Raw genomic sequence first — 22,451 nt, 5'->3', positions numbered from 1 at the left:
CCGCCCGCTCCTTTACCAACGGCTCATGAACCGCCGCTTCGGACGGTAGCTGCAATGACCGGTGCCACCAATACTCTTCCTAGCGAATGTTAGAGTTTTTTGTTTCTACTGCAACAACTTGTCGAGAAACGGCGCCGTGCGCCGCTTGACGGCAATTTCGGTTGCGTCGCGGTGGAGGAGGATCAGACGTTCGGCCTCCGAAAGGGCCTTGCGTTCGATATCGGCAAGCGTTTCTTCCACCAGGGTCTCGTCGGGGCGCGTTTTCGGCTGCAGAAGCGTGACCCGCTGGCGCACGCCGCGCAGCTTTTCCTCGCCAAGCCTGTCCCATTCGCCACCGTCGTAGCCGGCAAAGGCCTGGCTTGCCACGACATTACAGCCGTATTTTTTGGTCAGCGATTGCAGGCGCACCACTTCGTTGACGGCCGAGCCGAAGGCGGAAAACGTCAACCGCTCCTGCAGGCCGACATTGCCGAACATCACGTTGCCGACATGCAGCCCGATGCCGTAACCGATGGTCGGCAGGCTTTTTGCCGCGCGGCGCGCATTGAGGCCGGACAGCCGCGCCTGCGCATGGCGAACGGCAGCCATCGCGGACTGGCAGGCCTCGCGCGAGGGATCACGGTGACGGTCGCAGGGGTAGACAGCCAGAAAGCCATCGCCGAGAAAACTCAGGATCTGCCCGCCATTGCGGTTGAACGGGGCAGCGATTGCGTCGAAGAATTCATTCAGCGTGTCGATATAGGCCTGTCGACCTTCCTTTTCGGCAAGGATGGTGGACTGGCGCATGTCGCCGACCACAAGCGCGGCGCGGATCGTTTCGCCGTCGCCGCGACGGACCTGTCCGTTCAGCACACGTTTTCCCGCATCGCCGCCGAGATAGGTTGTCAGCATGTTGTTGGCAAGCTTGTCGAGCACGGCCATCTTGGCCGCCACCGCCAGATAATTCTGGATGCGCAGCAGGGCGGCGATCATGTCGTCGGTAAAGCCGTGGGTCGCATCGGTCGACCAGGAGCCCATCATGCCCTGCACGGTGTGATCGCCGAACGGCTGCATGAAAGCGATGTAATCGGTGATCTTCTCCTTCTGCAGGTCCTCGAAGACCGGAAACTCCACCGGGCCTTCGCGGGGAATGCGTCGGCGCATGTGGTCGAGGTTCCGGGCGAGAAGCTGGTAATAGGGACTGCGCATAAACACATCGGGATTGCCGACATCGTGGCGATAACCTTCCACGGTCAGCCCGCTTGCCGGGCGCCAGGTAAAACCCAGCGCGTCATAAAGCGGGTGCAGCATGGCAAAGGACAGGTGGACGCGGGCAATCGGCAGGCCTGCCGCCGCCATCCGGTCGCAGAGCCCCCGCACGATATCTTCGAGCGTGCTGCCGGAAAGGGCTGCCTGCGTCAGCCAGTCCGCGACCTTCTCCATGAGAATGGAGGACACCTGTCCCGTTGCGGTTGTCATGAAAGGCCTCTCGTGTGGATGGCGGCCGAAAGGCGCCGGTTCGTGCTCGTATGGGGCATTGCCGCTCTCCCGTGACAGGCCCGCTGTCGGGCGATGCACGAGCGCAAGGGCCCCGGGGGGCGGGGATGCCGTCTGTGAAAGCCGATCGCGCAGGCCGTGATCGGGATTTTCCCGTCATGCTTCTAGGCGCGCGCGCTTTTGATGCCATCCTCGGGTGAAAAGATACAGCTTTAGAAATCGGTGCGGAAAGGCGTTCTTGCAAGGGTGCCTGCGGATTTTGTTTTGCGCTGCAAAAGCGTCAGAGCAAAGGCGGGCTTGCATATGCCGGTGCCGTATCGGTCGCCTTTGCGGAAAGCCGGCTTGCGGCAAGCGCATAACCGCCACCGGCACCATCGACGAAATGCATGTGATTGCGCGTCATCGGGCTCAGCACGAAGCAGGTCATCAGAGCGCTGTCCTGCCGGTGAATGCCGTAGCGGCAGACGCCCTTTTCCTCGGCTTCGGCCAGGAGTTTTTCGATGCGCAGGCGATGCGGTTCGTCCACGTCCACCGTCATTTTCAACCCGTCATCGAACTTGCGAAAATCGGAATTGGCGGCAACGTCGCGCGTATACTGGCGCGCATTGAACCGGCCGAACGGAATGTTCAGCCGGTGGAGGAGGGTTGTGAGCCCCACCAGGCCGGCAATACGCAAGGTCCTCGACAGGCGCTGCCCGGGTGCAACGGTGGAGGCCTCGGCCCTGATCCCGCCCGAGGAAAAGGCAAGCTGCGGTCCCTCTTCGGGAACAGGGTGGCCATTGCGGTTCTGCTCGGCCGTCACCGAGACGATGGCCGATACCAAAGCCTCGAATTCCACCATGGTCGCCGGTGATGTCGGCTGCGCGATGATCGAGACGATTTCGCCGTTATGGGCCTGGATCGGGCTCCAGCGGCAGGAAAGGCCGTCGAGATCCGGTGGCGCCTCGGTGTGCTCCTCAATGGCGTAGCGGCCTGCCTTCATCTGCCGTTCGGCCCAGCTTGCGCCGCCGCCGGTGAACATCGCATAGGAAACGAGCGGGCTTGCGGCAAAACGGGAGACGCCCACATCAAGGCCCTGTGCGCGAATATCGCCGACCGGAACCAGCGCCACCCGCATGTTAAGGCCAAGCTCACGTGCGACCCAGGTCCGAACGGAGGCAAGGGCTGCCCGGGCCACATCGGCATGGCGTCCGGGAAGTGCGATCATCGCGCCATCGCCGCCAAAGCTGAACGGATGATCCTCATGGCCCAGCGCATTGAGGACGGCGGAGATCACGCTGGCACCGGCCATGTTGACCTGCTTGTAGCGCCCGTCGGCAATGGCCTTGGTGGAGCCGACGATATCAGCCACCGCCAGCACCCAGTCTTGCGGCAGGGGTCGATAGTTGCGCGCATCCGCCACCCCTTCGAACCGGGTGAAGATCGGCAGAGACTGATAAAAAGCGTCCGTCATGGCGTTCATGCCATCAAGGTAGCATGGGCCGAAGGCCGGCGCATCAAGGCTTTTTGCGTCAGTCGCGCATGTCGGTCGGGGTCGGGGCCAGGGCAGGGACCGGGGCTTTTTTCAGATCGTCGCCCACACGCTCGTCGAGCACAAACACGCGCAAGGGAAGCGTGCGGCCGCGGATCGGCACTTCGCGGGCGGTGTGCCGCGACAGGTCAAGGCCTGCGAGCCGTGCCAGCGGCTCGGAGATGACCAGCGGTGCGTCGAATTCCTTGGCAACGCTTTCGAGCCGGCTTGCGACATTCACGGTATCGCCGATGGCTGTCAGGTTGCGCACGGTGCCGTAGCCGAGCGTGCCGACCACGGCCGGTCCTGTGTGGATGCCGATGGCGATCCTGAGCGGTGTGCTCAGTTCGTCGGCAAGCTTGCGGTTCAGCTCCTCGATGCCCACCATGATCTTCGTTGCCGCCTCGAGCGCCTGGCGTCCGGCAAGTTCCGGATCCCCGCTCACGCCAAAGAGGGCCATCGCGCCATCGCCGATAAATTTGTCCATGCGCCCGCCCGCCTCTTCGACGGCACGGCCGACCACGGCAAAATAGCGGTTCAGCAGGAAGACGATGTCGAACGGCAGCCGTGTTTCGGTGCGGGCTGTAAAATTGCGGATGTCGCAGAAAAGGACGCAGATTTCCTGCTCCCGTCCGGGCATGGCCTCGTAATTGTTGCCCACCTCGTCCGTCTCCGGAAGCGCCATCAGGATCGGCGCCAGCGTGACATCGGTTTTCGGGCGCAACTGGCAGGCAAGCCTGACGCCGGGGCCGGCCTTGATGCGGATCAGCGTGCGCTGCTCCAGCGCTTCTGCCGGCGGAAGCGTCTCCTCCCCCTCGATCACCTGCACGCGACAGGTGGAACAGCGGCCCTTGCCGCCACAGGCCGAATAATGCGGTTTTCCGGCCATACGGCTTGCTTCCAGCACGGTAAAGCCGCGCGGCACGCTGATGGTCTGGCCGTTCGGATACCGGATGGTGACGAGATGGGCGCGCTCGCGCAGCCAGCGCACGCCGCGAAGCCCAAGCGCTGCGGCAAGCGAAAGCCCGAAGCCGGCATAAAGCGCGATCTTGATGGCGTTCAGCGTCTCCTGCGCCGACGTGGACAAGACTGTCGGATCATAATAACCGCCGGGATAACCGCTCAGCATAAAGGCCGGGCTGGCGATATTGCGCCCCATCTGGGCAAAGCCGAGCAAGGAGAGTGTCGGCAGCAGGATGGCGAGTGTCATGAGAAACGGTGTGGCGTTCTGATACCAGGGGCGATAACGCAGCCAAAAATGGATGCCGATGCAGCCATGCACCCAGACTACGACGATGGCGATCGACTGGCGCAATCCGTCGAAGGGCGATTTCGTCCACATGATATGGACCAGCGTTTCATAGCTGTCGCGCAGGTGAAACAGGCTGGACGCGATGCGCGTGCCGATGATGTGGTCGATGATCAGAAGCGGGATCATCAGGCCGAAGATGATCTGTGCTGCTTCCGATTTCGGCATGACAAAACTGCGCCGCCGATAGATGGCGTGCAGCACCAGCGCGATATGAACGAGAAATGAGCCGTAGAGCAGCAGCGTTCCCAGGGGATTGCGCCAGACAAAGAGAAAGATGCGCCGGGCATCGTCGGCGGCGTTGACCGAGATCAGGCCAACCGTGTGATTGCTCAGATGCATGATCATGAACAGGAAGATCACCAGCCCCGAGGCAAGGCGCGCCATGCGGATCCGGCGCTGCGAAAACAGGCGTTCTTTCACGTCCGAAGCCATGGGGTCCAATGCTTTGATCAGCTCTTCAATGAGGATGAATCGCAGCTTTAGGCCAATCTGTAAATCGCCGTGATCACTGCAGATCTTTTTGCGCGCAGGGGTTTTTCGCTCGACCCGGCATTTGCCGTTCCGCCTTACTGAAGCAGGTCTGGATCAGATGTCGAGCACCATGCCGTCGCGGGCGGCAAAGCAGGCGGGGAATTCTTCCTGTGCCAGTCGCTCGATCAGCGCCATTTCGCCATCCGTGCGCGAGGGCGCGTGATGAAACAGTATGAGCTTTCCGATGCCGGCAGCCTTTGCAAGCTTCACGCCCTGTTCCCAGGTGGAGTGGCCAAAGCCGCGGTAACGGTCCATTTCGGATTCGGTAAAGGCGCTGTCGTAGACGGCAATATCGGCGCCCGCCATCAGTTCCAGCGCCGTCTCGTCAAGAACGCCTGGCTGGTGTTCGATGTCAAAAACCAGCGCCAGCGACCGGCCAGCCCATTCGATACGGTAACCGATGCAGCCGCCCGGATGGTTGAGCGAGAAGGTGCGGATCGAAATACCCGGACGCGGGGTCAGGATATCGCCGGCGTGGAAATCGAAGAAATTCAGCCGTGCCTTGCAGATGTCGAGATCGACCGGAAAATAGGGCGGACTGACGAATTGCCGGATCATTTCGGCTGTCGTCATCCGGCCCGCCATGTGGCCGGACCAGATATTGACGACGATGGCGGGATTGTAGATCGGCTTGAAGAAGGGCAGCCCGATGATGTGATCGTAATGGCAATGCGAAAAGAACAGATCGACATGGTCGGTGCCGTCACCGAGCATTTCCAGGCCGGCCTCGCGAATGCCGGATCCGGCATCGAAGATCAGTCTGTGCATCCCACAGCGTAGTTCGATGCACGGAGTATTGCCGCCGTACTTGTCAAACTCCTTGCCTGAGACGGGGATGCTGCCCCGCGTCCCCCAGAACTTTATCTGAAACACATCATTGTTCATTTTGCATATGACACTTCTCCGGTGTCCAGGCCCATAGCGCACAATTGTTACCGTTCACCTAGCCAATTGCCTTTCGTCTCCGAATGCAAGGCCCTGCGCTGAAATAATGGGCAAATCCGATCCGGCACGCGAAGATTGCCCGGCTTTGCAGGGTGGAAAGTGCCAGGACCGCCAAGGCTTGGCGCAATGTCAGCCTTCGCCGCTTTTGCGTCAGGCAATTTACGGATAACCGGCCTGCCGCCGGCGCATCGTGCAGTTAAGGATTGCTCCACGCGCCGGCCGTGCCTACCTCTGTCTTTAGTTCAACTTCGAAAGATCATCATGATGCCAGTTTCTTCCATCCCCGTGTTTGACGGCCACAACGACGTGCTGGCGCGAATGTATCGTCCCGGCCAGGCGGATGCGGTCGGTGGGTTCCTGGCAGGCGAGGACGGTGGCCATATCGACCTGCCGCGGGCCCGGGCGGGCGGGCTTGCCGGCGGCCTCTGCGCCATCTACGTCTCCTCGCCCACCATGCGCCCGGATGAAAACGGCGATTTCGTCGCGCCCGCCCAGAAGGATGCGCTGAACGATACGATGGCGATGGCGCGGCTGCTGTTTGATCTCGAGGCGCGCTCGAAGGGCGCCGTGAACGTCTGCCGTTCCGCCGGCGATATCCGCCGGTCGATGGACGCGGGTGCCTTTGCCGCCGTCCTGCACATCGAAGGCATAGAGGCTGTCAGGGCGGATCTGGATGCGCTCTACGTGCTCCATCAGGCGGGCCTGCGCAGCCTTGGACCTGTCTGGAGCCGCCCGAACATTTTTGCGCATGGCGTGCCGTTCCGTTTTCCGGCTTCCCCCGATATCGGGCCGGGCCTCACGGAGGCCGGCAAGGACCTGATCCGCGCCTGCAATGGCTTGAAAATCCTGATCGACCTGTCGCACATGAACGAGAAGGGTTTTTGGGATATTGCAGCACTGTCCGATGCGCCGCTTGTTGCCTCGCATTCCAACGCGCACACGCTTTGCCCGCACAGCCGCAACCTCACCGACCGCCAGCTCGACGCCATCCGCGACACCGGTGGCCTCGTCGGCATCAATTTCGGCGTGCTGTTTCTGCGCGAGGACGGCGTGAAGAACCCGCAGACCCCGATCGAGCGTATCGTCGATCATGTCGTCTACATCGCCGATCGCATCGGCATCGAGCATATCGGCCTTGGCTCGGATTTCGACGGAACGACCGTGCCTGAGGAGTTGAAGGACGCGAGCGGCCTGCCGCGCCTGATTGCCGCCCTTGAAGCGCGCGGCTTTGATGCCGACGCGATTGCGTCTGTGGCTCACCGCAACTGGCTATCGGTTCTGGAGCGCACGCTGGGCAGCTGAGGCCCGCCTATGTCACAAGGCATCAGGATACGGCGCAAAAATTTGCGCTGTATCGCCCGCCCGCAAGCGGATGGCCTACGGGCCGAGACTGAAAATGACAATCGGGAAAAGGCGGATGGCGGACAGAGCGGGATTCGAACCCGCGATACGCTCTCACGTATACACACTTTCCAGGCGTGCGCCTTCAACCACTCGGCCACCTGTCCTTTATCCAAGGGCTGCGTCGCACAATCTGGCGAAGCAGCGGTCGGGGCGGATATATACCGATGAATTTCAGGGAGGCAACCGGAATCTGAAAGATTTGTGACCTGTCGCCGAAAGGCGTGCGCAGAGGCTGAGAAAAAAGATTGCGTCGCGCAGCATGCCGGAGCGCATTTTTCACTGCCTACTGCCTACTGCCTACTGCCTACTGCCGCTCTCCGCCTGATTGCAAAGCCGCAGCGCAAGCCTTAAGTTGTGACACCAGGAGCCGGCTTCTGCCAAACAACGGGTCGCACATGGCTTTCTTCTTCCGCTTTCTGAGTTTCCTAGCACTTGTCGCCGCCATTGCGGCCGGGACAATCGATGCCGTTCTGTCGGTCTCCTCCTCGTCGGTGGTGCTCACCAGCCTGGAGGCGGATTGGGTTGCGGTCGATCCGGGGTCGCTTGCTCTGGTGGAAGCCTGGGTCACGCACTATATTCATGCCGAAGCTTGGCAGAGCGGCCTTGCCGTCATCATCCAGCAGCCGGCCTTTGCGGTTTTTCTCGTGCTGTCGCTGCTGTTGTGGATGATCGGTTATCGGCGGGCGACGCTTGGAGCCTTGTCCGCATGAGGCGGACCTGATGCTCTTCAACCGGCCGGGCTCGAGGAGGCACGCATGTTTCTGATTGATATGTTCAACAAGAAGACGGTCATGCCAGCGCCCGATGCGGCGCTGCCGGGGCGTGACCAGCCACTCGCCACCGCAGACCATCATTTCGTTAACGGGCGGCCGCTGAAGGGTCCATATCCCGATCACCTGCATGTCGCCTATCTCGGCATGGGTTGCTTCTGGGGTGCCGAACGGCTGTTCTGGAAGATGCCTGGCGTCTGGGTCACGGCCGTCGGTTATCAGGGTGGGCTGACCCCGAACCCGACCTATCATGAAACGACGACGGGCCTGACCGGCCATGCCGAAATGGTCAAGGTGGTGTATGATCCGGCCGTCGTCAGCTTCGAGGCGCTGCTGAAGACCTTCTTCGAGGAACATGATCCGACGCAGGGCATGCGCCAGGGCAATGATATCGGCACGACCTACCGCTCGGCGATCTATACGACGACGCCCGAACAGCTGGCCACGGCAAAATCGGCGCGGGATGCCTTCCAGGCGGCACTGACGGCGGCAGGGCACAAGGCGGCGATCACCACCGAAATTGCCCCGGCGGAGGAGTTTTTCTACGCCGAGGATTATCATCAGCAGTATCTGGCCAAGAATCCCGGCGGCTATTGCGGCCTGCGCGGCACGGGCGTCAGTTGCCCCATCGAACGCTGAAGTGACCATTTAGACGGCGAAACGCCGCGGATCTGAGCAGATCCGCGGCGTTGTTGTATAAGTCTTCGGCAGTTTTTTCGTTTTTGACCAAATGAAAAATTTCTGGTGAATTTCGCTGCAAGCCATGCAAGGATAAGGGCCAGCCAGGCATAATGAAACGACACTGGCAACCGCAGACATGCCCTTCAAGGGGCGTGCGGGGGGACCCATCATGAATATCAAAAACAGGGCTGCACGATGAAGAAAACCCTTTTGACTCTGATCGCCATGGCGGCGCTTTCCACCACGGCGCTCGCCGCGGATATCAAGCCGGCCCTGGTTTACGGCACCGGCGGCAAGTTCGACAAATCCTTCAACGAAGCGGCTTTCCACGGCGCCGAACAGTACAAGAAGGAAACCGGCACGGACTTCCGCGATTTCGAGCCGACCAGCGATACGCAGGGCGAGCAGGCGATCCGCAACTTCGCCTCCAAGGGTTTCAATCCGGTGGTTGCCGTGTCCTTCGCCTGGACCTCGGCCATGGAAAAGGTTGCAGCAGAATTCCCTGACACCAAGTTTGTCATCGTCGATTCCGTCGTCAAGCTGCCAAACGTCCGCTCGGTCGTCTTCAAGGAAGAAGAGGGCTCCTATCTCGTCGGCGTCATGGCCGGCATGGCATCCAAGTCCGGCAAGGTCGGCTTTATCGGCGGCATGGATATTCCGCTGATCCGCAAGTTTGCCTGTGGTTACGCCCAGGGCGCCAAGGCTGCCAATGCCAAGATCAGCGTTCTCCAGAACATGACCGGCACCACCGGCGCTGCCTGGAATGACCCGGTTCGCGGCGGCGAGCTGACGAAGAACCAGATCGATCAGGGTGCTGACGTTGTGTATGCGGCAGCCGGTGCCACGGGCCTCGGCGTGCTGCAGACGGCAGCCGACAACAAGAAACTGTCGATCGGCGTTGACAGCAACCAGAACCACCTGCATCCGGGCTCGGTGCTGACCTCGATGGTCAAGCGCGTCGATCTGGCCGTCTACAACGCCTACAAGGACACGGCCGCTGACAAGTTCACCGCCGGCATCCAGTCGAATGGCGTCAAGGAAGACGGCGTGGCCTATGCGCTCGACGACAACAATGCCAAGCTGGTGACCCCTGAAATGAAGGCTGCCGTCGAAAAGGCCAAGGCCGACATCATTTCCGGCACCGTCAAGGTTCACGATTACATGTCGGACAACACCTGCCCGATGTAATTGAGCGACAGAAGGGCGTATGGCGCATCCGTCATACGCCCTCTTCATGTCCGGCTTCCGGAATAAGGAAAGGCGAAGGCGTGTGAGCCAGCATCCTGCCATCGAACTGGTGGGTATCGACAAGAGTTTCGGTACCGTTCATGCCAACAAAAATATCAATCTGAAGGTGGAAAAGGGAACGATCCACGGCATCATCGGGGAAAACGGTGCCGGAAAATCAACCCTCATGTCCATTCTCTACGGCTTTTACCAGGCCGATCGCGGCGAGATCCGCATCGATGGCAAGCCGCTCACCATCCGCGACAGCCAGGCGGCGATTTCCGCCGGCATCGGCATGGTGCATCAGCATTTCATGCTGGTGGAGAACTTCACCGTGCTTGAAAACATCATGCTCGGCGCCGAAGGCGGGCAGTTGCTCGCCAAGGGCGTTTCCGGTGCGCGCAAGGAATTGAAGCGCCTGGAAACCGATTACGGCCTGGATGTCGATCCCGATGCCATTATCGAAGACCTGCCGGTGGGCAAGCAGCAGCGGGTGGAAATCCTGAAAGCGCTTTATCGCAGCGCCGATATTCTCATTCTCGACGAGCCCACGGGCGTGTTGACGCCGGCCGAAGCCGACCACCTGTTCAAGGTGCTGAAGGTCCTGCGTGACCAGGGCAAAACGGTGATCCTCATCACCCACAAGCTGCGCGAGATCATGGCGATCACCGATGAGGTCTCCGTCATGCGGCGCGGCGAGATGGTGGCGACCCGCAAGACGGCGGAGACGACCGTGGAGGAACTGGCCGAGCTGATGGTTGGCCGCCGCGTTCTCCTGCGCGTCGAAAAAGGCGAGGCAAAACCCGGCAAGGTGCTGATGTCGGTGAAGAACCTGACGGTCAAGGACAGTCGTGGCGTCACCATGGTCGATGACGTCTCGTTTGAGGTGCGTGAGGGCGAGATCGTCGGCATTGCAGGCGTTGCCGGCAATGGCCAGTCGGAGCTTCTGGAGGCGCTGGCCGGCATTCGCAAGCCCGCGTCCGGCGAAATCCTGCTTGATGGCAAGCCGATTGCCGGGGCCGATCCGGCCCGGCTTCGCGCGCTGGGCCTTGCCCATATCCCCGAAGACCGCCACCACATGGGCCTCGTGCTGAAGTTTGAGGAATATGAAAACGCTGTCCTTGGTTATCACCGCGACCCGCGTTATGGCCGCGGTGCACTGCTGGACCTGAAGGCGATCCGCGCGGAAGCTGCCGAAAAGATCGAGAAATACGATATCCGCCCGCCGAACCCACGGCTGAAAACCGCGAATTTCTCCGGCGGCAACCAGCAGAAGATCGTGGTGGCCCGCGAGATCGAACGCGATCCGAAAGCGCTCATCATCGGCCAGCCGACACGCGGCGTTGATATCGGCGCCATTGAATTCATTCACCGCCGGATCGTGGAAATGCGCGATGCCGGCAAGGCGATCCTGCTCGTCTCCGTCGAACTCGACGAGATCCGCTCGCTGTCCGACCGTATCCTCGTGATGTTTGCCGGCAAGGTTGTCGGCGAAAAGACCGCAGAGGCTGGCGAACAGACGCTCGGCCTGATGATGGCAGGCATCGCCGCATGAGGACGCACCATTCATGAGTACCGCTTCCGTACCCCTGCCCAACTGGATCACCTACGGGTTGATGCCGCTTCTGAACCTTCTGATGGCTTTCCTGATTTCGGGCCTCGTGGTCTGGTCGATCGGGGAAGATCCCGTCGCGGCGCTGAAACTTCTGATCGAAGGCGCGCTTGGTCGCGGCGATGCGATCGGCTTTACGCTGTTTTATACGACAAGCTTCATCTTCACCGGCTTGTCGGTCGCGGTTGCCTTCCATGCCGGCCTGTTCAACATCGGCGCGGAAGGTCAGGCCTATATCGGGGGCCTGGGTGCAGCCCTCGTTGCCCTGTCGCTCGACCATTACGTGCCGTGGTATGTCACGATGCCGTTTGCGGTGATCGGCGCTGCCATTTTTGGCGCGGCCTGGGCTTTCATTCCGGCCTGGTTGCAGGCAAAACGCGGCAGCCATGTCGTCATCACCACGATCATGTTCAATTTCATCGGCGCAGCGCTGATGGTCTACCTGCTGGTGAACGTGTTCATCGTGCCCGGCAAGATGGCGCCGGAAACGCGCACCTTCCTGCCCGGCGGGCAGCTGCCGAAGCTCGATTGGCTGATGGCCTGGTTCGGGCTGAAGCTTGGCCCGGCGCCGTTCAACGTGTCCTTCCTCATCGCGCTCGTGATGTGTTTCCTCGTCTGGCTGCTGATCTGGCGCTCCAAGCTGGGTTATGAAATGCGCACGCTCGGCATCAGCCCGTCCGCTGCCGTTTATGCCGGCATTCCCTATTCGCGCACGGTCATCATCGCCATGCTGATATCAGGCGGCCTTGCCGGCATGATGGCGCTGAACCCGGTCATGGGCTCCTCTGCGCGCCTGCAGGTGGAATTTGTCGGCGGGGCCGGCTTTGTCGGTATCGCGGTGTCGCTGATGGGGCGCAGCCATCCGGTTGGCATCATTCTCGCGGCTCTTTTGTTCGGTATTCTCTATCAGGGCGGCGCCGATCTTTCCTTCGAGATGCCCAACATCACGCGCGAGATGATCGTGGTGATCCAGGGGCTGGTGATCCTGTTTGCCGGCGCGCTGGAATATATGTTCCGGCCTGCCATGGTTCACCTGTACCAGCGCCTGAAGCGGGCTTGAGGAGACGATCATGGATTATTTCGATATCCTCGTCAGCATTCTGGGCTCGACCATCCGCCTGTCGATCCCGCTGCTGTTTACCGCCCTTGCCGGTCTGTTCTCCGAGCGCGCCGGGATTTTCGACATCGGGCTGGAAGGCAAGATGCTGGCGGCCGCCTTTGCCTCGGCCTGCGTTGCCTATCTCACCGGCAATCCGTGGCTTGGCCTTTTAGGCGGCATCGCGGTCTCCATCGTCTTTTCGCTGATCCACGGTTTTGCCTCGATCACCAATCGCGGCAACCAGATCGTCTCGGGCGTGGCGCTGAATTTCGTCGCCGCCGGCCTTACCATCGTGCTCGGCCAGGCCTGGTTCAGCCAGGGCGGCCGCACGCCGCAGCTTGCCGGCGAAGCCCGCTTTTCGCCGATCACGCTGCCGGGTGTTGATCTCATGCGCGACGTGCCGGTGCTTGGTCCGCTTTATGTCAATGTGATCTCCGGCAACAATATCCTCACCTATCTCGCCTTTGCCGCCGTGCCGCTGTCCTGGTGGGTGCTGTTTCGCACGCGCTTCGGGCTTCGCCTGCGCGCCGTTGGCGAAAACCCGGGTGCTGTCGATACGGCCGGCATTTCCGTGACATGGCTGCGCTACCGCGCGGTGATCGTTGCCGGTTTCCTCTGCGGTTTTGCCGGTGCCTATCTGTCGATTGCCCAGTCGGCCGCCTTCATCAAGGACATGTCGGCCGGCAAGGGCTATATCGCGCTCGCCGCCCTCATCTTTGCCAAATGGAAGCCGGTGCCTGTCATGTTCGCCTGCCTTCTGTTCGGTTTCCTCGATGCCTTCGCCAATTTCATGCAGGGCAAGGCCGTGCCCGGCATCGGTGAAGTGCCGGTGCAGATCTTCCAGGCCATGCCCTATGTGCTGACCTGCATTCTGCTGGCCGGCTTTATCGGCATCGCCCACCCGCCGAAGGCCGGTGGCGTGCCCTATACCAAGGAGCGTTAAACCCATGTCGCACGACCTGTTCGAAGCAGCCCGCGATGCCATGGCACGCGCCTATGCGCCTTATTCGAAGTTCCCCGTCGGTGCGGCCATCCGCGCCGATGACGGAAAAATCTATCTTGGCGCCAACATCGAAAACCTGTCCTTTCCGCAGGGCTGGTGCGCGGAACCCACGGCCATCGGCGCTATGGTGATGGGCGGAGCCAAAAAGATCGTCGAGATGGCCGTCATCGCCGAAAAGCTCGCCTGCTGCCCGCCCTGCGGCGGCTGCCGGCAGAAGATCGCCGAATTTGCCGGGCCTGAAACCCGCATCTACCTCTGCGACGACATGGGCGTTCAGAAGACCATGACGATGGAGGAGCTTCTGCCCTTCTCGTTCAAGACTGATATACTCGGATGAAGTCCGTCATCGATCATCTGGTGGATCGCCTCGACGGGCTGATGCCGCGTCATGCCATCGTTCTCGGCTCTGGTCTCGGCTCGCTGGTGGGCGAAGTGGCCAATCCGGTGCGCGTTTCCTATGCGGACCTGCCGGGTTTTCCGGCAAGCGGTGTCACCGGCCATGCGGGCGAACTGGTTGCCGGCAAGCTTGGCCGTCACCCGGTTATCATGCTGTCTGGCCGCGCCCATTATTACGAACACGGCGATGCCGCCGCCATGCGTTTTCCCATCGAGGTGCTGCAGGGCATCGGCGTGCAATCGCTGATCCTCACCAATTCGGCCGGCTCGCTGCGGGACGACATGCCGCCGGGCTCGGTGATGCAGTTGACCGACCACATCAACTATTCCGGCATGAACCCGCTGATCGGCGAAAGCGGCGATCGCCGTTTTGTCGGCATGACCACCGCCTATGACGCCGAGTTGTCGCTTGCCATCCGCAATGCCGCCATCCGCACCACGACGCCGCTTTACGAAGGCGTCTACATGTGGTTTTCGGGCCCAAGCTTCGAGACGCCGGCGGAAGTGCGCATGGCGCGCATTCTGGGTGCTGATGCCGTCGGCATGTCCACCGTGCCCGAGGTGATCCTTGCGCGCTATGCCGGCTTGAAGGTTGCCGCCTGCTCCGTCATCACCAATTACGGGGCGGGCATGACAGGCTCGGAGCTTAGCCATGGGGAAACCAAGGAAATGGCGCCGAAGGGCGGGCTGAGGCTCGCAGCCATCCTGCGCGACCTGTTTGCCCAGGAAAGCCTCGGCTGAACATCCAATGAAATGAGAGGCTTGGTCGGCGGCGTGGTGTCATGCTGCTGTCTCGGCTTGCGTCTAATCGATTGAAGGTTAACTATGCACATTCCGACACAGCCGGGAGGGAAAGCCATGGAACTGTTGAGCCCGCGCGAAATCGCGACCTTCGCCCTGTCTCTGCTCGACTTGACCAACCTGCGCGACGACTGCGATTCCGCCGCCATCGAGCATCTGTGCCAGCGCGCGCAGACGCCGAACGGCCATGCCGCCGCCATCTGCATCTGGCCGCGTTTCGTGGCTGAAGCGCGTGGCATTCTGGGTGCCGGCCATTCCGTGCGCATCGCAACGGTGGTCAACTTCCCCTCCGGTGATCTGCCGGTCGCAGAGGTCGTTGCCGAAACCGAACAGGCGATTGCCGACGGCGCCGACGAAATCGATCTCGTCATTCCCTACAGGGCGTTTCTCAGCGGAAACCAAGCCTGCGTGACAGAAATGGTTACGGCCGTGCGTGCAGCCTGCCCGCATGCCTGCCTGAAGGTGATCCTTGAAACCGGCGAGATCCGCGACAGCGGCAAGATCCGCCTTGCCTCCGAGCTTGCCATTTCAGCCGGCGCCGATTTCATCAAGACCTCCACCGGCAAGGTTGCCGTCAACGCGACGCTGGAGGCCGCCGACATCATGCTGCAGGCCATCCGCGACAGCCGCAAGAAGGTGGGCTTCAAGCCCGCCGGCGGCATTTCCACCGTTTCGGATGCCGACCTTTATCTGCGGCTGGCCGAAACCATCATGGGCGCCAACTGGCTGATGCCCTCCACCTTTCGCTTCGGTGCATCGAGCCTGCTGGACGATATTTTAGGCGTCATCGCCGGCGCTCCCTCGGCACGCGCAGCGACCGGATACTGATCGCCGTGATCCCGCAGGAAGTCATCCGGCGCAAGCGCGACGGCGAGGTGCTGAGCGGAGGCGAGATCCGCGCCTTCATCGAGGCTTTGACGGCCGAGACGATTTCCGAGGGGCAGGTCGCCGCCTTTGCCATGGCCACCTTCTTTCGCGGCATGACGCGGGATGAAACCGTAGCGCTGACGCTTGCCATGCGCGACAGCGGCGATGTGCTCTCCTGGGGCGGCATCGAAAAGCCTGTTGCCGACAAGCATTCGACCGGCGGCGTTGGCGACAATGTCTCGCTGATGCTTGCCCCCATCGTTGCTGCCTGCGGCCTTGCCGTGCCGATGATTTCCGGCCGTGGCCTTGGCCATACCGGCGGCACGCTCGACAAGCTGGAAGCCATTCCCGGCTATCGCGTCATGGCGGATGAAGGCCTGCTTCGCCGTGTCATCGAAACTGTCGGCTGCGCCATCGTTGGCCAGACTGGCGATCTCGCACCGGCCGACAAGCGGCTTTACGGCGTGCGCGACGTGACGGCGACGGTGGATTCCATTCCGCTGATCACCGCCTCCATTCTCTCCAAAAAACTCGCCGCCGGCCTTCAGACGCTGGTGCTGGACGTGAAATTCGGCAACGGCGCCTTCATGCAGAAGGTGGAGGATGCAGAAATTCTGGCGCGCGCCATGGTCGAGGTGGCAAACGGCGCCGGTGTCAAGACCTCGGCGCTGCTGACCGACATGAATGAGCCGCTGGCCGATGCCGCTGGCAATGCTGTCGAGATCGTCAACTGCCTCGAATTCCTGAAAGGGCAAAAGGCCGGCACGCGGCTGGAAGCGGTCACGCTTGCCTTTGCCGCCGAGATGCTGCTGCAGGCCGGTGTCGTCTCCACCGCTGACGAAGGTTCTCTGGCCGCGCGAGAGGCGCTGTCCTCCGGCCGCGCGCTGGAGGTGTTTGGCCGCATGGTGCATGGGCTGGGCGGCCCCGCCGATTTCGTTGAACGCTCGGAAAACTATCTGGTCAAGGCACCCGTCATCGTTCCGGTTCCAGCGGGCCGCTCCGGCTATCTGGAAACCTGCGATACGCGCGGTCTCGGCCTTGCCGTGGTGGAACTTGGCGGCGGACGAAAGACGCCATCGGATGTGCTTGATCACCGCGTCGGTTTTTCCGGTCTCCTGTCGCTCGGCACTGCGGTGGAGGCGGGCGATCCGATTGGCTTCGTTCATGCCGCAGATGAACCCTCTGCCGCCCGCGCCGTTGCTGCCGTCAGCTCACTTTACACCATCGGCGATGAACGCCCGACCGCGCGTCCGGTGGTGCTGAAGAAGATCGGCTGAGGCTTCAGAACGAAAAAGCCCGGGACGCTGGCCCCGGGCTTCCAAAACTTCGCAAAAATCGAAAAAAGCTTACTTGGTGCCGTACATGCGGTCGCCGGCATCGCCGAGGCCGGGCATGATATAACCCTTCTCGTTGAGATGGCTGTCGATGGAGGCGGTGAAGATCGGCACGTCGGGATGCGCGGCCTGAAAGTTCTTGATGCCCTCGGGGGCTGCCAGCAGGCAGAGGAAGCGCAGGTTTTTTGCGCCGCGTTCCTTCAGCTTTTCAATGGCGGCAATCGAGGAATTGCCGGTTGCCAGCATCGGGTCGACGACGATGACGAGGCGTTCCGACAGGGCGTCCGGCGCCTTGAAATAATATTCGACCGCCTGCAGCGTCTCGTGGTCGCGGTAGACGCCGACATGGGCGACGCGGGCGGCCGGCACCAGTTCCAGCATGCCTTCCAGAAGGCCGTTGCCGGCGCGCAGGATGGAGGCGAAGACCAGCTTCTTGCCTTCGAGGATCGGCGACTGCATTTCCGTCAGCGGCGTCTCGATGGTTTCCATCGTCAGCTCGAGATCGCGCGTCACCTCATAACAAAGCAGCGTCGAGATTTCGCGCAGCAGGCGGCGAAAACTCGAGGTCGAGGTTTCCTTGCGACGCATGATGGTGAGCTTGTGCTGCACCAGCGGATGATTGATGACTGTAACGCCGTCCATGAGAACCTGCCTTCGCTCTTCTTCTTGATCGTTTCATTCTTTCTTCCACGGAAACCGGAAAGACCGCAAGCGCTCAAGGCTTGTTTGGCGCATCATCCCCAGCGGCATCGAAACGCATGAGAAGTTTCGCCCTTGTTTCCTCATCCACGAAGGCACATTCAAGCGCCGTGCGCGTCATTTTGTTGATCTCGGCCTCGCTGAAGCCCATTACGCCGTGGGCCATCTCGTATTCGCGTTTCAGCGAGGTGCGGAAGAATGGCGGGTCGTCGGAATTGATGCACACGCGAACGCCGGCATCAAACAGCCTGCGCAGCGGATGGTTTTCGAAGTCGGGATAAACCGACAGGGCGACATTCGAGCCGGGGCAGACTTCCAGCACCACTCCCGTCTCTACCAGTCGCGCAATCAGCGCGTCGTCCTCGATGGCGCGCACGCCATGGCCGATGCGTGAGGGTTTGACGAGATCGAGCGCGTCGGTCACGGAAAAGGCGCCGCAGACTTCGCCGGCGTGGATGGTGAGGCCAAGGCCTGCATCGCGGGCAATATCGAAGGCGCGGGCATAATCGGCGACCCGCCCCATGCGTTCTTCGCCGGCCATGTTAAAGCCTGTCACCAGCGGGTTTTTGCTGCGTGCGGCATAGTCGGCGGCGGCAATCACCCGATCAGGGCCAAAATGCCGCTCGCCGGTCACGATGATGCGGGCTTCGATGCCGGTCTTTTGCTTGGCCGCCAGAATACCGTCGGTAATGCCGGCGAGATAGGCGTCGGCACCGAGGCCGATGCGGTCGCCATGATCTGGCGAAACGATGATCTCGCTGTAGATCGTGTTGATGGCGGCAAGCTCGGTCAGATAACTTTCGGTGAGGAGTGCATAGTCCTCTTCCGTGCGAAACAGCGCCGCCACCTTGTCATAGGCCAGGATGAATTCGGCAAAATCCGTCCAGGCATAGGTGTCGCCGTTCATGAAGCCATGTGGGTCGACGCCGTATTTTTCCGCCTGAAGCAAGGCCAGACGGGGCGGGGCCGCCCCTTCGATGTGGCAGTGGATTTCAGCTTTCAGCAGATGATCCGTCACAGGAAACTCCGTCCATGGGGGCCGGGCGCGATGCCGAGATGGGCCGCCACCGTCTCGCCGATGTCGGCGAACGTGTCGCGGATGCCGATGGCGCCGGCGCCGATGCCGGGGCCGTAGGTCAGGATCGGCACGCGTTCGCGGGTGTGGTCGGTGCCGCGCCAGGTCGGGTCGCAGCCGTGGTCGGCCGTCAGGATCATCAGGTCGCCCGGCTGCATGCGGCGGTGAACATCCACCAGCCGCTTGTCAAACGCTTCCAGTGCCGCCGCATAACCGGGAACATCGCGGCGGTGGCCATAGAGCATGTCGAAATCGACGAAATTGGTGAAGACGAGATCGCCATCCTGCGCGTCCTCGATGGCGGCAAGCGTGGCATCCATCAGCGCCTTGTTGCCGTTCGCCTTGATCACCCGCGACACACCCTGATGGGCAAAGATATCGCCGATCTTGCCCACCGCATGCACCGTGCGGCCGGCCTCCACCAACCGGTCGAGCAATGTCGGCTCCGGTGGCAACACGGAAAAATCGCGCCGGTTGCCGGTGCGCTCGAAGGTTTCTGCTGTTTCGCCAAGGAAGGGTCGGGCAATGACGCGGCCGATGTTCAAAGGGTCGATCAGCCGGCGCACGATCTCACAGAGCGCGATCAGCCGCTCCAGGCCGAAATGGGTCTCGTGCGCGGCGATCTGGAACACGGAATCGGTCGAGGTGTAGAAGATCGGCTTGCCGGTGCGGATATGCTCCTCGCCGTGGGCCGCGATGATGTCGGTTCCCGAGGCGTGGCAATTGCCCAGAATGCCGGGAAGGTCGGCCTCACGACAGATGGCTTCCACCAACTCCGGCGAAAAGGCATCACCTTCTGCGGGAAAATACCCCCAGTCGAACATTACCGGCGTACCAGCGATTTCCCAGTGGCCCGATGGCGTGTCCTTGCCACGCGAAACTTCGCTGGCAGCGCCATGCAGGCCAAACACCCGCTCCGGCACGGCCATTCCCGCCGGCAGCTCGCCGCTGGCAAGTTTTGCCACATGCACAAGGCCAAGCGCCGACATGTTGGGCAGCCTGAGCGGCCCCTTGCGCAGCCCGGCGCGATCGGCAGCGCCGGCTGCGCAGAATTCGGCGATATGCCCCAGCGTGTTGGCGCCAAGGTCGTTGTAATGTTCTGCGTCGGGCGCGCCACCGATGCCGAAGGAATCGAGGACAAAAAGAAAGGCACGGGCCATCGTTCACCTGGTCTCAAAGGGCGTCCGGCACGCGGTGTCAGCCGGGCCAGTGTCAAAACCTTCTCATACAGAGGACCGGTGCGGTTGGCAAAGCCTGCCGTCAGCAATCAGAGCATGTAATGTTGTCGCCGACACGCTGCCGGTAGAAATAGGTCCGGCTGATGGTGATGCTGCGTGTCTCTGCTGAAAGCAGCCCGGGCAAAAACATCAGCAGCGTGTGCGGCACGGAAAGCTCGGCACGAACCAGAAAGCTGTTGGCGCTCTTCAGGTCATCAGGCACATCGTTCACCACGGTACCGGCCGCATAGGGCCGGCTACCATCCTGTTGCCACGACCATAAAACCTTCGGGGCCGCTGACTGGTCCATGGTGATGCCGGTAATCTTCAGGCTGATGCCGCGTGCATCATAGGGCACGAAAATCGCCTGCGTCACATCCAGCATGGTGGCAAGGAAGGTCTTGTTGACAGAGGTTTGCTGGGTCACGAGATCTGCGACGGTCGCGGCCGAGCGGGTCACGCGCTTGGCGGTGGAAAGCCCCATCGTCAGTTCGAAACAGCAGATGTAGAGCGAGATCAGGATCGGCGCCAGAATGGCAAATTCCACGCTGCCGACGCCGCGCCGGCATTTGATCAGCCGGTTGAGCGCAAGGAGGATGCCGCGACGCTGCCTGCCTTCCATCACGGGTAATCCTCGTTCTGGAAAGCGGACGTTGCGATGATAAGGAAGTCGCGCGGCAGCGAGCCGTCGCTCGGGCGGATCGTGGTGATATAGGGCCGCACCAGGTCGGTGATCACCTGCCAGCGATAGTAGGCGCGCACCATGTTGATCGATTTCGCCCCGCCGGGCCGATAGGCAAAGGACGTGGTATCGAGATCGGCATAGGTATCGGCCGAGACGCGCGGGATCGTTTTCGGAATTGCGGCAAAGGAGGAAAAGCTGCGCACATCGAGATAAAGCTGGCTCGGCGTTGCAATCTCGGCCGGCGAGCAATGGATGAGAATGGAAACCTCGTCGCAGAAGCGCGTGCGAAAGGCGGTTTCATCCTTGTCTGTCGTGCGGTTGAGGCCATAGGTGATACGCCCGGTGCGCAAGTCCCGCGAGACGTTCTCCACCGCATTGGACACCAGCTGTTCGGCGGTGAAGGCCACAAACGTCTCGATGATGGCAAAGACGATCAGGAAATAGGGAATGGCGAGAATGGCAAACTCGATGGCCGCCGCCCCATCCTCAGCGCGCCAGAAGCCTGGCCTGCGATCGTTCAAACGCCGCAACACCCGCCGGGACGGGCCTGGTCGGGCTGGGAGATGATCGTCAGTCTGGCCCATCCGTCCTCTCCCGGTCCCGTGTCATCCTGAAGGCGGAGCGTCACGTGTGACGTACCATGCTGCGTGCTGCCTCTGTTGTGCGGCATGGCAAAGCGAACGCTGCCTTGCACCGATGCCGCCTCACAAAGGCTAGGGACATTGTCTTGAGATTCCGTTTCCCGGAGACCGCGATTTGCAGCAATCCGACACAGGATCAGATGTTATGTCCCGAGTTCATTCGGGGATCAGTTGCTGGCCGTCTTGGCGTTCTGTTCGCAGGCCGGCGTGCAGGAGAGCACGGTGCGCTCCGTCTGGCGATAGACCCGCACTGTATTGCCTTCGTCGATCGAGACCAGAATGCGTTCGTCGGCAATGGCATCGCCGGCCGCATCCAGCAAAACGAGATTGGTTGTGCCGAAGGAGCGACCGGTCAACACGATCGTCGTCGGGTCCGCAACCGTCGCATCCGCCACCTCGGCATTGCCGATGATCACCTTGGCAACCGGCCGGTCGAGCTTCAGCACCCGCGCCTGGTTCATGTAGACGCGCAAGAGCCCATCTGCGCCCTGCGCATGCGCGGCAGGGACAAAGCCGGTCGTGGAGAGCAACGACAGGCAAGCCAGGAGGAAGCGGGGCATGCGCGACATGAAAAAGCAGCCTTCAGTGGGGGATAACGTCCATCAAAAGCATGGGCGTTAATGGTGAATGAAGCGTGAAGGCGTGGTTATCGCTCGGCTTTTTCATTCTGGGACAGGGGCTTGGCGCAAGTTTTCGTTTACCGGTCGCGCTTTGCCGACAAGCAGATGGCGGGATGCGTTGCTCGGCAAGGTGTATCAGGAATGCCTCATTGGCGCCGATGCAGTCGGGTTGCCGTCAAAAAATGCTTCAGTCGTCCTTCACCATGCACGCCCCACTTTCACCGTTAGAGTTTTGCTAACCAGAAATCTTAAGCTCATGGAAATGCACTCCTCGTAATTTGTCGGTCACCGAACAGCGGACAACAGTTGTCGGCCTTGCTTGCTGCATAAGACCCTGACTAGGAGAGAATGATGTCCAAGATTTTCGCACGTTTCCTGAAGGATGAATCGGGTGCGACAGCGATTGAATACGGCCTGATCGCAGCGCTGATTTCCGTGGCCCTGATTGCTGGCGCCAGCACGCTCGGCAACAACCTCAGCAACACGTTCAACGGTATCTCAACCAAGATGTCCACCGCAAACGCCGCCCACTGACGGTCCACGCGT

22 protein-coding genes and 1 tRNA gene are annotated in these 22,451 nt (G+C 61.3%); 12 read left to right on the top strand and 11 right to left on the bottom strand.

What is annotated here, in order from left to right; genetic code table 11:
- Nucleotides 1–105: 105 nt before the first annotated feature.
- From AC4CWF_RS17640 to AC4CWF_RS17625, 4 genes are all read right to left on the bottom strand, one after another.
- Nucleotides 106–1,458: an adenylate/guanylate cyclase domain-containing protein gene (locus tag AC4CWF_RS17640; RefSeq protein WP_491282927.1), complete on the bottom strand. Its 1,353-nt coding sequence runs from the start codon at nucleotides 1,456–1,458 to the stop codon at nucleotides 106–108.
- Nucleotides 1,459–1,756: 298 nt separating this feature from the next.
- On the bottom strand, nucleotides 1,757–2,938 hold the full coding sequence (locus AC4CWF_RS17635; RefSeq protein WP_491282926.1) for a DUF3095 domain-containing protein: 1,182 nt from the start codon (nucleotides 2,936–2,938) through the stop codon (nucleotides 1,757–1,759).
- Nucleotides 2,939–2,987: 49 nt separating this feature from the next.
- On the bottom strand, nucleotides 2,988–4,730 hold the full coding sequence (locus tag AC4CWF_RS17630; RefSeq protein WP_491282925.1) for an adenylate/guanylate cyclase domain-containing protein: 1,743 nt from the start codon (nucleotides 4,728–4,730) through the stop codon (nucleotides 2,988–2,990).
- 153 nt (nucleotides 4,731–4,883) lie between these two features.
- Nucleotides 4,884–5,714, bottom strand: a complete 831-nt coding sequence (locus AC4CWF_RS17625) for an MBL fold metallo-hydrolase (RefSeq protein WP_491282924.1) — start codon at nucleotides 5,712–5,714, stop codon at nucleotides 4,884–4,886.
- 321 nt (nucleotides 5,715–6,035) lie between these two features.
- Between AC4CWF_RS17625 and AC4CWF_RS17620 the strand changes: the two genes are divergently transcribed.
- Complete coding sequence (locus AC4CWF_RS17620; protein WP_491282923.1) at nucleotides 6,036–7,076, top strand: dipeptidase; 1,041 nt, start codon at nucleotides 6,036–6,038, stop codon at nucleotides 7,074–7,076.
- A gap of 116 nt (nucleotides 7,077–7,192) precedes the next feature.
- Here the strand turns inward: AC4CWF_RS17620 and AC4CWF_RS17615 are convergent.
- A tRNA-Ser gene (locus AC4CWF_RS17615) sits at nucleotides 7,193–7,282 on the bottom strand.
- Between the two features lie 291 nt (nucleotides 7,283–7,573).
- Here AC4CWF_RS17615 and AC4CWF_RS17610 point away from each other — a divergent pair.
- From AC4CWF_RS17610 to deoA, 10 genes are all read left to right on the top strand, one after another.
- On the top strand, nucleotides 7,574–7,888 hold the full coding sequence (locus AC4CWF_RS17610; RefSeq protein WP_491282922.1) for a hypothetical protein: 315 nt from the start codon (nucleotides 7,574–7,576) through the stop codon (nucleotides 7,886–7,888).
- Nucleotides 7,889–7,933: 45 nt separating this feature from the next.
- Nucleotides 7,934–8,587: a peptide-methionine (S)-S-oxide reductase MsrA gene (gene msrA, locus AC4CWF_RS17605; protein WP_491282921.1), complete on the top strand. Its 654-nt coding sequence runs from the start codon at nucleotides 7,934–7,936 to the stop codon at nucleotides 8,585–8,587.
- Nucleotides 8,588–8,824: 237 nt separating this feature from the next.
- Complete coding sequence (locus AC4CWF_RS17600; protein ID WP_491282920.1) at nucleotides 8,825–9,817, top strand: BMP family lipoprotein; 993 nt, start codon at nucleotides 8,825–8,827, stop codon at nucleotides 9,815–9,817.
- 82 nt (nucleotides 9,818–9,899) lie between these two features.
- Nucleotides 9,900–11,411: an ABC transporter ATP-binding protein gene (locus AC4CWF_RS17595; protein WP_491282919.1), complete on the top strand. Its 1,512-nt coding sequence runs from the start codon at nucleotides 9,900–9,902 to the stop codon at nucleotides 11,409–11,411.
- A 13-nt stretch (nucleotides 11,412–11,424) separates the two neighbouring features.
- Nucleotides 11,425–12,528: an ABC transporter permease gene (locus AC4CWF_RS17590; RefSeq protein WP_491282918.1), complete on the top strand. Its 1,104-nt coding sequence runs from the start codon at nucleotides 11,425–11,427 to the stop codon at nucleotides 12,526–12,528.
- Between the two features lie 10 nt (nucleotides 12,529–12,538).
- Nucleotides 12,539–13,510, top strand: coding sequence for an ABC transporter permease (locus AC4CWF_RS17585; protein ID WP_491282917.1), 972 nt, complete (start codon nucleotides 12,539–12,541; stop codon nucleotides 13,508–13,510).
- A 4-nt stretch (nucleotides 13,511–13,514) separates the two neighbouring features.
- Complete coding sequence (locus AC4CWF_RS17580) at nucleotides 13,515–13,907, top strand: cytidine deaminase (RefSeq protein ID WP_491282916.1); 393 nt, start codon at nucleotides 13,515–13,517, stop codon at nucleotides 13,905–13,907.
- Nucleotides 13,904–14,707: a purine-nucleoside phosphorylase gene (locus AC4CWF_RS17575; RefSeq protein ID WP_491282915.1), complete on the top strand. Its 804-nt coding sequence runs from the start codon at nucleotides 13,904–13,906 to the stop codon at nucleotides 14,705–14,707. The genes AC4CWF_RS17580 and AC4CWF_RS17575 overlap by 4 nt, the downstream gene beginning before the upstream one ends.
- A 117-nt stretch (nucleotides 14,708–14,824) precedes the next feature.
- The gene (deoC, locus tag AC4CWF_RS17570) at nucleotides 14,825–15,595 is read left to right on the top strand and encodes a deoxyribose-phosphate aldolase (protein WP_491282914.1); all 771 of its coding nucleotides are present in this window, start codon (nucleotides 14,825–14,827) and stop codon (nucleotides 15,593–15,595) included.
- Entirely contained in the window at nucleotides 15,595–16,911 is a 1,317-nt protein-coding gene (gene deoA / locus AC4CWF_RS17565; protein WP_491285477.1) for a thymidine phosphorylase, read from the top strand. The genes deoC and deoA overlap by 1 nt, the downstream gene beginning before the upstream one ends.
- A gap of 69 nt (nucleotides 16,912–16,980) precedes the next feature.
- Here deoA and upp read toward each other — a convergent pair whose 3' ends face one another.
- The 6 genes from upp to AC4CWF_RS17535 form a co-directional block, all read right to left on the bottom strand.
- The gene (gene upp / locus AC4CWF_RS17560) at nucleotides 16,981–17,610 is read right to left on the bottom strand and encodes a uracil phosphoribosyltransferase (protein ID WP_210103875.1); all 630 of its coding nucleotides are present in this window, start codon (nucleotides 17,608–17,610) and stop codon (nucleotides 16,981–16,983) included.
- 73 nt (nucleotides 17,611–17,683) lie between these two features.
- Entirely contained in the window at nucleotides 17,684–18,685 is a 1,002-nt protein-coding gene (locus AC4CWF_RS17555) for an adenosine deaminase (protein ID WP_491282913.1), read from the bottom strand.
- A complete protein-coding gene (locus AC4CWF_RS17550; protein ID WP_491282912.1) occupies nucleotides 18,682–19,902 on the bottom strand; it encodes a phosphopentomutase in 1,221 nt (406 codons plus the stop codon). Before AC4CWF_RS17550 ends, AC4CWF_RS17555 begins: the two co-directional genes overlap by 4 nt.
- A gap of 100 nt (nucleotides 19,903–20,002) precedes the next feature.
- Complete coding sequence (locus AC4CWF_RS17545; protein ID WP_491282911.1) at nucleotides 20,003–20,581, bottom strand: TadE/TadG family type IV pilus assembly protein; 579 nt, start codon at nucleotides 20,579–20,581, stop codon at nucleotides 20,003–20,005.
- A complete protein-coding gene (locus tag AC4CWF_RS17540) occupies nucleotides 20,581–21,228 on the bottom strand; it encodes a TadE/TadG family type IV pilus assembly protein (RefSeq protein ID WP_491282910.1) in 648 nt (215 codons plus the stop codon). Before AC4CWF_RS17540 ends, AC4CWF_RS17545 begins: the two co-directional genes overlap by 1 nt.
- Nucleotides 21,229–21,452: 224 nt before the next feature.
- The gene (locus AC4CWF_RS17535; protein ID WP_491282909.1) at nucleotides 21,453–21,854 is read right to left on the bottom strand and encodes a pilus assembly protein N-terminal domain-containing protein; all 402 of its coding nucleotides are present in this window, start codon (nucleotides 21,852–21,854) and stop codon (nucleotides 21,453–21,455) included.
- Between the two features lie 402 nt (nucleotides 21,855–22,256).
- Here AC4CWF_RS17535 and AC4CWF_RS17530 point away from each other — a divergent pair, with 402 nt between their 5' ends.
- Nucleotides 22,257–22,439: a Flp family type IVb pilin gene (locus tag AC4CWF_RS17530; protein ID WP_210103870.1), complete on the top strand. Its 183-nt coding sequence runs from the start codon at nucleotides 22,257–22,259 to the stop codon at nucleotides 22,437–22,439.
- Nucleotides 22,440–22,451 lie beyond the last annotated feature (12 nt).

The organism is Neorhizobium sp. PAMB6630 (genome assembly GCF_058242775.1).
The sequence above is the reverse complement of the archived record's forward strand: the minus strand, read 5'-3'. Positions and strand labels throughout refer to the sequence as shown.